Source organism: Cohaesibacter marisflavi (assembly GCF_900115225.1).
Taxonomy (GTDB): domain Bacteria; phylum Pseudomonadota; class Alphaproteobacteria; order Rhizobiales; family Cohaesibacteraceae; genus Cohaesibacter; species Cohaesibacter marisflavi.
Window position 1 is genome coordinate 169,187 of record NZ_FOVR01000002.1, and the last position, 13,144, is coordinate 182,330.

The window sequence follows — 13,144 nt, forward strand, 5'->3', positions numbered from 1 at the left end:
TTACTCAGCCGGAGCCAAAGACGACGGCTTGGATTGTTCATGGTGATAGCGACCGGTGTGGAGCGAGCTCGGGCCCAGTCGTGCAAACTTGAACATCAGCCACACTTCGATGACCAACAGGAAGGTGTAGAAGGCGAGGAAGCCGGTGAGCGAGAAGATCAGATCCGCGATCGTCAGGCTGGATGCAGCCAGGAAGGTCGGCAGAACTTCACCGATAGCCCAAGGCTGACGGCCATATTCGGCCACGAACCAGCCAAGCTCGACAGACAGCCACGGCAACGGAATGCAGATGACCAAAAGTTTGAGCAGCCAGCGCTTTTCCTCGATCTGCTTTTTGGCAGTGTAGTAGAAGGAGAGGGCGAACAGGCCGAGCATGGTAAAGCCGAAGGCCACCATGATACGGAAGCTCCAGAACAGATATGGCACGGACGGAATGGAATCTTCCACCGCTGCCGTAATCATCTCGTCAGTTGCATCCATCGGATTGTCGATATAGCGCTTGAGAAGCAAACCATAGCCCAGATCTTTCTTATGCAGGTTGAAGACAGCCTTGGTTTCTTCAGACTTGTCACCGGCACGCAGCATGGTGAGCTTGTCATAGGCGATCATGCCTGAGCGAATACGGGCTTCATGCTGGTCTTTTAGATCGGAAATACCGATCACCTGCTTGTCTAGCGAGCGCGTGGCGATGAGGCCCATGACCCATGGAATCTCGATGCCATAGTCGACCCGCATTTCTTTATCATTCGGCCAGCCGATCAGGTTGAAGGAAGCCGGTGCTTCTTCGGTGTGATATTCCGCCTCAATTGCGGCCAGTTTCACCTTCTGCACATCGCCCAGTTCATAACCGGATTCATCACCCAGCACGATAACCGAAAGGGACGCAGCAAGGCCGAAGCCGGCGGCCACAGCAAAGGAGCGCTTGGCAAAGGCCAGATCGCGGCCCTTGAGAATATACCATGCAGAGATGCCGATTACGAACATGGAAGCTGTGACATAGCCAGCGGCAACCGTATGTACGAATTTCACCTGTGCGACCGGGTTGAGGACCACTTCAGCGAAGTTGGTCATTTCCATGCGCATGGTTTCGGCAGAGAATTCAGAGCCGACAGGATTTTGCATCCAACCGTTGGCAACCAGAATCCACAAGGCCGAGAGGTTCGATCCCAAAGCGGTAAAGAAGGTCACCGCCAGATGCTGGCGCTTGGAAAGCTTGTCCCAGCCAAGGAAGAACAGACCCACGAAGGTGGATTCAAGGAAGAAGGCCATCAGGCCTTCGATGGCAAGCGGCGCACCGAAGACATCCCCCACATAGTGGGAATAGTAAGACCAGTTCGTCCCGAACTGGAATTCCATCGTCAGACCGGTGGTCACACCCAGGGCAAAGTTGATACCGAACAACTTGCCCCAGAATTTGGTCATGTCTTTATAGACTTCCTTGCCGGTCATCACATAGACCGATTCCATGATCACGAGCATCCATGTGATGCCCAGCGTCAGGGGTACGAAAAGAAAGTGGTAAAGCGCGGTGGCGGCAAATTGCCAACGCGACAGATTGACGAATAGATCGCCATAAATAGGTTCCATGACAGCTCTCTTTGATGCTGTATCAACCCATTTGCAGGGGGTTTGGTCCCGTAGCAGTCAGGATCCTGCAGTTTGGTCGATTGGTCAGTTATTAAGTGAACAGAATGTTGGGCGTTTAAAGAAGTGGAGGCGCGCGGCTGGTGCCAACGCGGGGAGAAAGAGACAGCGTCCCGTCAGAAGGGGCGGTTGGCCAGAAAACTGTTCTAATCGAATGGACTGGCCGTTCGCAAGGCTGTGTATGATTATTGAAGCCAAGATCGTGCAGCGCTGTGAGAGCACAGATTGCGCAGTCCTTTTCGAGGGTGGCCGGGGTCTCTTCTCCATCGAAAGAAACTGCAGCCAAGCCGTTGGCTGTACAGATGATTCCGAAATACATATCGTCACCCGACGTGCCAGCTGCGGCTTCCGCGCTGGTGGACAGGTGAATACCGAAGGCCAGAACCTGCAGCCACATAGCGCACAAAGCGAGCAAGGTAATGGCTCGTTGGCTGTGCAGGCGTCTAAACAGGGTGGGGTTCTGGTTCATCGATCGTCGTTCGATTTCGTTTGAATTCGGAATGGTCTTGCATGCACAGTGCGTTTGTGCGCAAAAGTGCATTTTGTATTCATATTTGAAAATCAAGAGCTTTTACATGGGGCATCTCGCCACACCCTGAACCGAGTCCCCAGTCTATCCCTAGTCCTGCTCTGCGAAAACACTGCGACTTATGGGATTTTGGTAGCATCGCCTTACCTCTTAAGTGGATAACGCTGCACAAAACGATTGCTTTGGCCTTTCTTGCGCCTCGTCCCTTAAAAAATCTGCGTCCTTCAGGCTCATGCAACAGCCTGACGCAAGTTTGCACGGTCATTTTGGATATCAATTGCGAACCCGATGCGACGAGCGCGCCAAAGCGAGGATTAAATGAGCAACTCAGACGGCTTGATGGGAAAATATTTTTCTCTGCACTCCTCTTTGGGAACGAGCTTGCTGCAGATAATTGGTTTGGTGCTTGCAGTGTCTATGGCCAATTCTGCTGACGCCAAGGCCCCTGCAAACAGTAAAACGGTTGAAGCGGGAATAAGTTCCAACGAAAAAGCAAAAACCGTTGACCAGATCGACGCCAACAGTTTTTGCGAAAATATCTCCGATCTGGCGTCAGAACAGAGATACGCCTGGCAGCTACAAAATCTCATTGCGCTGCAAAGCGACATAGACGGGCGCATTGAAAAGCTCGAAGCACTTCGCGCCGACGTCAAGGGCTGGATCGCCAAACGCGACAAGGTGCTCAGCGACGTCAAGGAACACATCATCACGGTTTACGAACGCATGCGCCCGGAAGCGGCCGCTGAACGGCTCGCCGCTGTTGATGATCAGGTTGCCATCGCGCTTCTTGCCAAGATGAAGCCACGTGTCGTGAGCGCCATTCTCAACGAAATGGATGCCGCCAAGGCATCTGACCTGACGCAGGAAATGGCGTCGCTGGTCGAAATCAAGTCTGGAGAACGGGATCAATGACCACTCTTCTCACCAAAGCTCTGGTTCCCCTGTTCGGGATTCTGCTGCTTGCCGGATGTGCCAACAATCAGGAGAAGATCGGGGCCACCCCGGAATTGTCTCCCATGGGCAATGGCTTGCGTCAGCCGATGATCAATCCGACGCTTGTCGGCTATCAGCCAACCCAGCGAAGAAGCTTTCATGCCATCTGGACCGAAGACCGTAATCAGTTCTTCCTTGAACCTCGCGCCAAGCGGGTTGGGGATGTCTTGACGGTTCTCATCAATATTGAAGATGAAGCCAGCCTCGACAATGCCTCCGATCGCAGCCGCGACAGCTCTGAGAAGCAGTCTCTGGGCTTCGGGTTCAGCCTCTTCGGCTTCGGCGAAGACGGCGAAGCGGATCTGGATGCGGATTCAAAAAGTTCCACCAAAGGCAAGGGGGCCATCAACCGCAAGGAAGAGATTGATTTGCAGATTGCTGCTGTCGTGACCCAGGTTCTGCCCAACCATAATCTTGTGATTTCCGGCAGTCAGGAAGTCCGCGTTAACGCAGAGGTCCGGGTTCTCAATGTCGAAGGCATCGTGCGCCCGCGTGATATCGCTGCAGACAATGTCATCACCTACGACAAGATCGCCGAGGCACGCATTTCCTATGGTGGCCGCGGACGCATTACCGAGATGCAACAGCCCGCATGGGGCCAGCAGGTTTATGATCGGTTTGTGCCCTTCTAGGAAGCATCACCGCAACCCGTTTGAGGATGTGAGGGCCAGCCTCTCGCATCCGCTTCCGCACTCCCAATCCAATCGAGCAAGTTTGAGAAGGATAAACCGCCAAGATGTCGAATATTATGGTTTTGCCAGATGGTGAAGTGAAGGCCAAGTCGAGCAAGTCTGACATGGGCCTGTTTGTCACGATCCTCATCATGACGCTTCTGGCCGCCGGAATTGGCGCTTTTGTTGGCATGCAACTGGTCAACCAGACCCGCCACATCGTTCTGGAAGAAAAGAGGGAGAGAGAAAATCCTCCCGTTCATGCACTTTACGATAGCCCCAGCGAAATCGTCGGGATCAAACCGATCATCGTGAATTTGGCCGGGGTCGAAAAAGCATTCGTACGTGTCCAGGGTTCCATTGTTTTCAACGAAAGCGCAATGGAACAGTCCAAAATTCTGGTCAGTCAGGTGGAAAGCGACATCGCAGCCTATCTCAGAACCCTCAAGGTCTCTGATCTGGAAGGGGCAACCGGATTGCAGAATTTGCGGGAAGACCTCAACCAGAGGGCTAAAATCAGGGCGGATGGCAGTATTCGTGAATTCATTCTCGAGACGATGGTGATCCAGTGAAAAGACTAGCTTACGGCCTCTCCCTCTTTCTGCTGCTTGCCAGCCCGGCATGGGCCCAGTCGATCGATCTGAACAGCATTCTGCCAAGTGGAGAAGCCTCCGCATCAGGCCGGATGATCCAGCTGATTGCCCTTATCACGGTTCTGTCCCTGGCGCCGGGGCTCCTGATCATGGTGACAAGCTTCATCCGCTTCTCGATCGCCTTTTCCTTCTTGCGTTCGGGTATGGGGCTGCAATCAACGCCCTCCAACATGGTGATGATCTCTCTGGCGCTCTTCATGACCTTCTATGTCATGGGACCAACTTTTGATCAGGCCTGGAAAAATGGCGTGCAGCCACTGCTCGATAACCAGATCACCGAAGCGCAGGCTTATGAGCGCGTGGCTTCGCCCTTCCGTTCTTTCATGCTTCAGCATGTGCGGGATGAAGATATCGGCATGTTTTCCGATCTGGCCATCGCCAATCTCAATGCCACGGAGGCAACCTCACCGGACGAAGTGGAGATGCGGGTGCTGATCCCTTCCTTCATGATTTCCGAGCTTAGGCGCGGTTTTGAAATGGGCTTCCTGATCGCCTTGCCCTTTCTGGTGATCGACCTGATCGTTGCGACCATTACCATGTCCATGGGCATGATGATGTTGCCTCCCACGGCCATTTCGCTTCCCTTCAAGGCGCTCTTTTTCGTGCTGATCGACGGCTGGAACATTCTCGTCGGCAGTCTCATACGATCTTTCTTCTAAAGGGGAGAGTCTCTCTCCCTTTATCCCAAGGCAGCAAAGCCCTCTTGCCAGGCACTGTTTCAGTGTCTGGCCTTTTTTGTTCCGACAGGCCTTTAGTCAATCTGCTTGGCTTTATCGAAAAGGCGAGAAAACTTCGCTGAAAATTTGAATTAAAACATAAAATAATAAAATAAAATCAATGAGATAGGTGATATTCCGACAGCTTCAGGCAAGCTTGGTGGCTTAAGACTGGATTATCGGAATTTGATGGAGAATCCAAATGGAACCTGTCTATTTGATGAAGCTGGCAAATGCGCATCAGAATTGGCTCTCGGTTCGCGAGAACACGATCGCCCAGAATGTCGCCAATGCCAACACACCAGGCTATCGGGCAAAGGACGTGGAAAGCTTCACCGCGCTCTTTGACAAAGCCCATGTTCGCATGGCCAGCACCCAACCTGGACACATGACCGCCATGAATGCTGCAACGCGGAGTGTCGATGTTGAGAAGAAGGATAGCTGGGACGTCACATATTCCGGAAACTCGGTCTCACTGGAACAGGAAATGATGAAAGCCGGTGAAGTCGCCCGAGATCATACTCTGACAACGAATTTGATCAAATCCATCCACAGTATGATGTTGATGGCAGCGAAGGCACAGTGATGATTGATCCTCTTTCCGCGACATTTCGCATCTCCTCTACCGGATTGTCCGCGCAGGCAGAGCGCATGCGTGTCATTTCCGAAAACCTGGCAAACGCCCAGTCGACCGGAGCGACCCCCGGCTCCGATCCCTATCAGCGCAAAACAATTGTCTTTTCCGAAGAGATGGATCGGGCAGCCGGTGCGTCACTCGTGAAGGTCAAGAATGTCGGTATCGATAACGCGCCCTTCTCGGTTGAATATGATCCTACCAATCCGGCCGCTGACGAGAACGGGCAGGTGAAAATGCCGAACGTCAACACCATGATCGAACTGGCCGACATGCGCGAGACCAATCGCAGCTATGAAGCCAACCTCAAGGTCATGACCCAGACACGCAGCATGGTTCTGCGCACCATCGATCTGCTCAGGAGCTAGTGATGATAGACAGTTTGAATTCAGTATCCAGCCTGACGACCCGGGGCAGTGACTTCAACGGCGTTTCGGAAACACGCTTCATCAGCAATAGCGGCCAAACGGCTGCGATTGATGTGACCGGCGAGGTCGATGAATCGGGCAACACATTCGCTGATTATTTCTCCGGCGTAACCACAGACGCGATCAACACGGTCAAGATGGGTGAAACTGCTGCCATTGAAGGCATAGAGGGCAAGGAGTCCGTGCAGAATGTGGTGGACGCCGTGATGAATGCCGAACTGGCGCTGCAAAGCGCAATCGCCATTCGAGACAAGGTTGTCGCCGCCTACCAGGAAGTCAGCCGTATGACCATCTAGCGGCCCGGGGAGACAGCGGACAGGCTCCGCGGGTCTCCTTTGTCATGGATGTCACGTTATATTTCAGATCGAGGGAAAAACAATGAAAGCTCTTGCCATTGCTGCGACCGGAATGAGCGCGCAGCAGCTCAATGTTGAAGTGATTGCCAACAACATATCCAATATGAACACAACCGGCTTCAAGCGGGCGCGTGCCGAATTCACCGATCTCCTTTATCAGGCCGTGCGCGTGCAGGGGGTTCCCAACCGCACCGGTGAAGCGCCGATTCCGGAAGGAGCCCAGCTTGGTCTTGGTGTGCGGGCTGCCGCGATCCGCAATCTGCACAGCCAGGGCACCTTGAACAACACATCAGGCACCTACGATCTGGCCATCGATGGCAAGGGCTGGTTCACGGTCAGCAATGCCGATGGCGACACTTTTTATACCCGTGCCGGATCTTTCAATACCAATGGCGAGGGCCGTCTCGTAACCTCGGATGGTTATCCGATCGAACCGGCCATCTCGGTTCCTGATGGGACGACTGACATCGAGATCAACGAGACCGGTCAGGTCTACGCCAAAATTGACGGGCAGGATGCGCCTCAGTTGCTGGGGCAGCTGCAGTTGGCTGTCTTTGCCAATGATTCCGGTCTGGAAGCCAAGGGCGCCAACCTGTTTGCCGAAACCGAAGCCTCAGGGGAAGCTGTTGAAGGCAATGCCGGTGACGAGGGATTTGGCATTATCCGTCAAGGCTATCTGGAAGATTCCAACGTCGATCCGGTCAAGGAAATCACCGCTCTTATCGCAGCCCAGCGCGGTTATGAAATGAACTCCAAAGTCATTCAGGCCGTTGATGACATGGCTGGTGTTGTAACGCAGGGAATACGCTAATGAGCGCGGTGCTACAAAGGCGGGCTCCGACCATGGCTGAACAGCAGCTCCGGCTGCTGTCTGTGCTGGGGGCAACAGTCATTCTTATTTGCTTATGGGCACAGCAGGCATTGGCAGCCACCCCGGCGGTCACATTACCTGTGCCACGCGCCACAATCGCGCAGGGGCAGGTCATCACATTGTCAGCCCTGGAAAAACGGCGTTTCAGAGCCAACAGGATCGACCGCTTTTCGGTGGTACCCAACATCAATGACCTTCTGGGCAAGGAAGCTGTGCGCCAACTACCGGTCGGTGAGCCCATTCCCAAGTCGGCCTTGCGGCGGCGTGAAGCCGTCAAACGTGGTGAGCCCGCTCAACTGGTGTTTCAGGATCGCGGTCTGGAAATCGTTGCCCATGTCGAGCCTCTTGAGGACGGCATCGTGGGGGAGATTATCCGGGTGCGGAATGTAGATACCGGGCTGATCATCGTCGGGCGTGTTGAAGAAAATGGAACGATTTCGATAGGGCCATAACATGAAGACTTTCAGCAGATGCCTTGCGGCAGCCCTTTGCACCCTGTTGCTGGCAACAAGTGTCAATGCGGCCGTGCGTATCAAGGATGTGACCTCTCTGGAGGGCATGCGCGATAACCAGATCATCGGCTATGGACTTGTTGTCGGGCTGAAGGGCTCGGGCGATACGATGCGCAACTCGCCCTTTACCGAGCAATCGCTACAATCCATGCTCGATAGCATGGGGGTCAATGTGCGCAACGCCAACCTGAGAACCCGCAATGTTGCCGCTGTTGTGGTGACAGCCAATTTCCCTGCCTTCGTCAAAAAAGGCACAAAAATCGATATCAATGTGGCCTCACTGGGAGATGCATCATCTCTCTCAGGTGGCACGCTGATTGCCACCCCGATGATGGGATCCGACGGCAAGGTTTATGCCGTTGCGCAAGGCGGGCTTGCGGTAGCCGGATTTTCCGAACAGGGGGCTGCTCAATCCTTGCAGGAAGGCATTGCAACATCGGGCATGATCCCCAATGGCGCCATCGTCGAGCGAGAACTTGCAGACGAATTCATCAATCTGCGTTCCTTTGTGTTGCAACTGACCAACCCAGATTTCAACACGTCCGTGCGCATAGCCGATGCTATCAATGCTTTCACGCGTGAACGCTATGGCGTGAGGCTGGCAAAGGAGAGGGATTTTCGCTCGGTTGTTCTGCGCAAGCCGGGAAAGGTCAGCGCCACACGCTTTATTGCCCAGATCGAAGGCTTGGTCATTCAGCCCGATACGCCGGCCAAGGTTGTCGTGGATGAACGAACGGGAACCGTCGTCATCGGCAATCATGTGCAGATCTCCACAGTCGCAGTCACCTATGGCAGCATGGTGGTGCGCATAACCGAAAGACCGATGGCCAGCCAGCCTGAGCCATTCTCGGAAAATGGGCAGACCGTGGTCTTGCCGGACACGAGCATTGATGTAAACCAGGATGGTGGCTCTCTCTCCATCATCGGAGGGACGGACTTGCAGACCATTGTCAGTGGTCTCAACCGGATTGGGCTCAGACCATCAGGGGTAATCTCCATCCTGCAGACCATGAAAACGGTCGGGGCATTGCAAGCAGAACTTGTAATCCAGTAGGAGAGGGGCTAAGGCCCCGCAAACCGGCCCAGGCGAGCCAGAGACGACCGTTGAGAGCCTCTGGCTTGTGTCGGCAAGCAAGCATACCATCACCGTAGGTTAATGAGAAAGGGCCGTTTAAGGCCCTTTTTTATTGGGCGTTCGTGTCGATTATGCCCGCTGCGTGCGGCTGGAGAAGGGCGGATTAAATCGTCTGTTGGATATATTGGGAAACAGTTTGGTACTAAAAGAGGGCATAAGCAAATTTAACAATGTCAGTTTATGTGTACTAAGTAATACCACGAAGAAAGCTTATCCAAAGCATAAAATTTGAAAAGTTATTGTTTCAATGGTGTTATTGGATTGTGTGTAATATAATTGTAAACAGTCATTAACTATTTCCAGATCCGTGCCTTGATTGTGTCAAAGTCGAGGCATAAATATTGAGTAAATCGAGTGCATTAGGGTACTTGAATAAAATCCTTCCGAAAAATTGCGCCACTTTTAGACATAATTCTACTAAAAGGACGCCCTTCTCATTTATATTTCTTTTTCCGCGCCTTCTGAAAGCTGTTTTGAAGCGTGTGTTTTCTAGTGACGGCAGCGCCTCATTGCAATACCTCTATATCTACCAAGAATGGAGTATTTCGATGATCGTACTAATTGAAAAGCGAGAGTTGGTGTCTGACGGCTATACCGCCGGATTTCAGCGTGAAGGGGTGCCATCCATCGGTATTGTTCCGCAGGAGTTTGGCAGCTGGGTCACCAGTCTCTCAGATACAGATATCAATGCGGTTGAAGCTTTCCTTTTGGGGGATTGTGAGGAGAGGAGCAGTTATCCTGGCCTCATTCGCTCCCGTTGCCGCAAGACCCCTCTCATCGCACTGAATGATAAAACCTCTCTGGAACAGACCCTGGATCTGTTTGCAGCCGGTTTTGATGACGTGGTTAGCAAACCCATCCATGTAAAAGAAATCCTCGTCAGGGCTGCTGTGATCAGCCGTCGAGCAGGAGTAGAAGCTGAAATGCAGCATGAAGAAGGTGATGTCCGTGTTTATTTCGACGGACGGTCTCCGGAGATTTGCGGTGAAGCACTTGAGCTTCCGCGTCGTGAACGTCGCATTCTGGAATATCTCGTCAAGAACAGAGATCGCCGTGTCAGCCGCGCCCAGATCTACAATGCGGTTTACGGACTGCTGAACGAAGATGTCGAGGAAACCGTTGTAGAAAGCCATATCAGCAAGCTGCGCAAGAAACTGAAGCTGCGCCTTGGATATGACCCGATCGATTCAAAACGGTATCTTGGCTATATGTTCAACGCTCTCTCTGAGCAAGGCTAAGCATAAAATCCGACCCAAGGCCTTTGACCCCGGCTTATACTGGACCGGAGCAAGAGCCCAAAGGAGACCAAGACAATCACGGCAATTGGCCGTAAACAGATTAAACGAAGTTATTTGAAGAATTGCACTTATATTGGTGTTTCGGCATGAAGGCCGAAATGGAAAGATCTTCTCCCGAAAGGCAACCCGCCTTGAGGGTTTTCAAAAAGAAAAACGGTACATTGAGAAGCAGCATGAAGCGTGCTCTCAAATACCCCGTCGTTGTTCTTCACGCTTGATGTGAAGGGCTGATGGACCATGGCTCATACCGCCTCGAAACGAGCCGTGGCTGGCTTCTTGTGCCTGAATGCAAGGATAAGTCCGCAGGAGCGAATAGCATGAGCCCCATCTGGGGCATGTCGCGGCGTCACGCGGGACTATAGCCACCATATAGCCAACGGCAGGATTGCGTTCTGGAACAACCTGAGCTGGCGCCTGTCCGACACTTGCCCTTACTGCCGGACCAAATGCTCCACTCTCTCACTAAATACATGAAATGCCGGTCTAACAGCCTGAAGCAGACCGAAGAAGCTCAGCAGGACGCTTGGATATATCAGCCTGCCCAACCCAGCCTGCCCAACCCAGCCTGCCCAACCCAGCCTGCCCAACCCAGCCTGCCCAACCCAGCCTGCCCAACCCAGTCTGCCCAACCCAGGCTGCCCAACCCAGGCTGCCCAACCCAGTCTGTTTGACAGGCGATCCCAGCGATTTTCAGACAAGGTTGGGGTGGACACAGCCCAGAGCGCACGCATAACCTCATACAGCCCTCAGACGCCACTGGCAGAGGCGGGGGCATCGTTGGGTTGCTTCGGGCTAATGAGGTCTTGCGGGAATTGGAGACGAAGAAAAGGCGTGTAGCGGTCGGGCATCGGGGAGAGGCGACCGGAGACAGGCAAGCAGCATGGGGCCGGAAGGCTAGCCGGGAGGTCTGGTTCCATTGAGACTTGATTCCATAGAGGACCAAAACCTTAAAGGTCCAGAACCTTAAAGGCCCAAGTCTATGTCTGGCAGCTGCAACCTATTTGAAACGGCATGGAGAAACACTCCACCCATGGTAAAGGCGGGGTGTTTAAAAGCCACTTTCGATGTGGTCGTACACGATTTGGGTAAAGCTGGTAATCTGGGTGCCGATGAAGGTGCCGCTTGCGATGAGCATCAGGAAAATGACAAGGATCTTGGGAATGAAGGTCAACGTCATTTCCTGCACCTGCGTCAAGGCCTGAAACAGGGCGATAGCCAGACCGATGACCATTGCAGCCCCCACAGCGGGGCTGGCTGCAACAATCACGGTCCAAAAGGCTTCTCGAACAAGATCGAGTGCATCAACTTCATTCATCAGGAAATCGTCACCCCTGGGCCGACAAGCACATTCGTGCCATCGTCGAGGCTCGCGACAACGCCGTCTGTCGCTATGGTGACAGAGGCAATCGTGCCTGAAATCTCCGAGCCATTACGCGTGGCCGAGAGGGTCTTGCCAACAAGCGATGTCGACTGGTTCACATAGAGCTGGGAGAGCACATTGTCGAGCTTGTTGTTGGTCTGGATATTCTGTTCGACATTGGAGAAGGACGCCAGCTGCCCCATCTGCTCGGACATGTCGGTCGGGTTGGTCGGATCCTGATACTGCATCTGGGTGACCATCATCTGCAGGAATGCGTCATAGTCAAGGGTCATGGCGCTGGAGACGCTGGAGGAAGACTGGGTAGAGGCTGCAGATGTGCTTGATGTAACGGGTGAAACGGACATTCTGTTTAATCCTTCTTGCCGCAGGGTGAAAGACCTGCCTGAGCTGTCAGATTGATTGACATGGTGATCTGGTTAGAAACGGGCTTCTGGCGATGGTGACTGGTCGAAGCGCATATCCTTGTTTTCATGGACATCCACGACATCGCTCAAGAGGCTTTCTTCCAGCGCATAGAGAGCCCGAATGCGTTTCATGGCCTCGTAATAGTTGCCGGCATTGACCACATCCACAATTTCCTGAATGCCTGCACAGAGTCGATAATGATCGACCGTGTCGGTCAGACTGCGAGCGAATTTCAGGAATGTCTTGTGTGCCTCTTCGATGTTGGTCGGAGAGGTGAACATCATCTGGGCAATGAAATAGAGCTGCCGCAGTGGCGTGGTTGTTTCGTCGGCCTGAATGATGTGGTTCTCGAGCAGGAATTCCGCTTCATTCAATAGTTCGATGGTTGTCTTCTTGGGAAAACGGATCACTGCACCATTGATGTAAAAGCGTTCTCCGGATTTGAAAGTAAGCCGCATCGGTTTCATTGTGCTAGTCCAGTGCTGATCATGGTGTTGAGGTCGATGAGAGCGTCAAGATTATCGCTCTCGTTTTGGCGAATACGACCGACTTCCTTGAGAATGAAGAGACCGATGGACACAAGATCGGCCTTGAGCTGATCGGGCAGTGTGTTTTCCGGCTTGGCCAGATCTTCCAGCAAAAAGCACCAGACCAGATTGGTCTGATAAAGTGCATTGATGCCCACGACAGACTGAACCCCCTGGACTTTCGCCTCCTTCAAGCACTCAACCAGATGATTGATGGCTTGGACTTCGTTGCTTTTCTGGCATGATCCAGACAGTTGAGAGCTTTCCGCATAGTAAGAAGTGTACATTCTCTTCCTCGCCCTGATGATCTTTCTGTAAAGGGTGCTGGCAGACCAGGCATCCATCGCCTCATTGTCAGTCCCTCCGGTATGCTGGTTTGCGGGTGGCAACT

The 13,144-nt window shown here is 53.0% G+C and carries 17 protein-coding genes; 11 read left to right on the forward strand and 6 right to left on the reverse strand.

Going from position 1 to position 13,144, the window contains the following annotated elements; all coding sequences use genetic code 11:
• Together BM258_RS04250 and BM258_RS04255 are read right to left on the reverse strand one after the other, a co-directional pair.
• Complete coding sequence (locus BM258_RS04250; protein ID WP_210186652.1) at positions 1-1,587, reverse strand: cytochrome ubiquinol oxidase subunit I; 1,587 nt, start codon at positions 1,585-1,587, stop codon at positions 1-3.
• Positions 1,588-1,702: 115 nt separating this feature from the next.
• On the reverse strand, positions 1,703-2,113 hold the full coding sequence (locus BM258_RS04255; protein ID WP_139229196.1) for a DUF2946 family protein: 411 nt from the start codon (positions 2,111-2,113) through the stop codon (positions 1,703-1,705).
• Positions 2,114-2,491: 378 nt separating this feature from the next.
• Here BM258_RS04255 and BM258_RS04260 point away from each other — a divergent pair, with 378 nt between their 5' ends.
• From BM258_RS04260 to BM258_RS04310, 11 genes are all read left to right on the forward strand, one after another.
• Positions 2,492-3,085, forward strand: coding sequence for a MotE family protein (locus tag BM258_RS04260; RefSeq protein ID WP_090069304.1), 594 nt, complete (start codon positions 2,492-2,494; stop codon positions 3,083-3,085).
• Positions 3,082-3,798 (forward strand): flagellar basal body L-ring protein FlgH, encoded by a 717-nt coding sequence (gene flgH / locus BM258_RS04265; protein ID WP_090069306.1) that lies wholly within the window; start codon positions 3,082-3,084, stop codon positions 3,796-3,798. The genes BM258_RS04260 and flgH overlap by 4 nt, the downstream gene beginning before the upstream one ends.
• Positions 3,799-3,902: 104 nt before the next feature.
• The gene (locus BM258_RS04270; RefSeq protein ID WP_090069308.1) at positions 3,903-4,409 is read left to right on the forward strand and encodes a flagellar basal body-associated FliL family protein; all 507 of its coding nucleotides are present in this window, start codon (positions 3,903-3,905) and stop codon (positions 4,407-4,409) included.
• Entirely contained in the window at positions 4,406-5,149 is a 744-nt protein-coding gene (gene fliP, locus BM258_RS04275) for a flagellar type III secretion system pore protein FliP (RefSeq protein WP_244544592.1), read from the forward strand. The genes BM258_RS04270 and fliP overlap by 4 nt, the downstream gene beginning before the upstream one ends.
• A 259-nt stretch (positions 5,150-5,408) precedes the next feature.
• Positions 5,409-5,792 carry a flagellar basal body rod protein FlgB gene (gene flgB, locus BM258_RS04280; protein WP_090069310.1) on the forward strand — a complete coding sequence of 128 codons (384 nt, stop codon included), beginning with the start codon at positions 5,409-5,411 and terminating at the stop codon, positions 5,790-5,792.
• Complete coding sequence (gene flgC, locus BM258_RS04285) at positions 5,792-6,208, forward strand: flagellar basal body rod protein FlgC (protein ID WP_090069312.1); 417 nt, start codon at positions 5,792-5,794, stop codon at positions 6,206-6,208. The genes flgB and flgC overlap by 1 nt, the downstream gene beginning before the upstream one ends.
• A 2-nt stretch (positions 6,209-6,210) precedes the next feature.
• Complete coding sequence (locus BM258_RS04290) at positions 6,211-6,564, forward strand: flagellar hook-basal body complex protein FliE (RefSeq protein WP_090069314.1); 354 nt, start codon at positions 6,211-6,213, stop codon at positions 6,562-6,564.
• Positions 6,565-6,646: 82 nt separating this feature from the next.
• Positions 6,647-7,435 (forward strand): flagellar basal-body rod protein FlgG, encoded by a 789-nt coding sequence (gene flgG / locus BM258_RS04295; RefSeq protein ID WP_090069316.1) that lies wholly within the window; start codon positions 6,647-6,649, stop codon positions 7,433-7,435.
• Between the two features lie 32 nt (positions 7,436-7,467).
• On the forward strand, positions 7,468-7,947 hold the full coding sequence (gene flgA, locus BM258_RS04300) for a flagellar basal body P-ring formation chaperone FlgA (RefSeq protein WP_210186653.1): 480 nt from the start codon (positions 7,468-7,470) through the stop codon (positions 7,945-7,947).
• A gap of 1 nt (position 7,948) precedes the next feature.
• Positions 7,949-9,061, forward strand: a complete 1,113-nt coding sequence (gene flgI, locus BM258_RS04305; protein WP_090069320.1) for a flagellar basal body P-ring protein FlgI — start codon at positions 7,949-7,951, stop codon at positions 9,059-9,061.
• A gap of 629 nt (positions 9,062-9,690) precedes the next feature.
• A complete protein-coding gene (locus tag BM258_RS04310; RefSeq protein ID WP_090070343.1) occupies positions 9,691-10,380 on the forward strand; it encodes a response regulator transcription factor in 690 nt (229 codons plus the stop codon).
• Between the two features lie 1,108 nt (positions 10,381-11,488).
• Here BM258_RS04310 and fliQ read toward each other — a convergent pair.
• The 4 genes from fliQ to flaF all read right to left on the reverse strand — a co-directional run bounded on the left by fliQ (position 11,489) and on the right by flaF (position 13,040).
• A complete protein-coding gene (gene fliQ, locus BM258_RS04320) occupies positions 11,489-11,755 on the reverse strand; it encodes a flagellar biosynthesis protein FliQ (protein ID WP_090069324.1) in 267 nt (88 codons plus the stop codon).
• Entirely contained in the window at positions 11,755-12,165 is a 411-nt protein-coding gene (gene flgD / locus BM258_RS04325) for a flagellar hook assembly protein FlgD (protein WP_090069326.1), read from the reverse strand. The genes fliQ and flgD overlap by 1 nt, the downstream gene beginning before the upstream one ends.
• Positions 12,166-12,237: 72 nt before the next feature.
• The gene (gene flbT, locus BM258_RS04330; RefSeq protein WP_090069328.1) at positions 12,238-12,693 is read right to left on the reverse strand and encodes a flagellar biosynthesis repressor FlbT; all 456 of its coding nucleotides are present in this window, start codon (positions 12,691-12,693) and stop codon (positions 12,238-12,240) included.
• A complete protein-coding gene (gene flaF, locus BM258_RS04335; protein ID WP_175527914.1) occupies positions 12,690-13,040 on the reverse strand; it encodes a flagellar biosynthesis regulator FlaF in 351 nt (116 codons plus the stop codon). Before flaF ends, flbT begins: the two co-directional genes overlap by 4 nt.
• Positions 13,041-13,144: the final 104 nt, after the last annotated feature.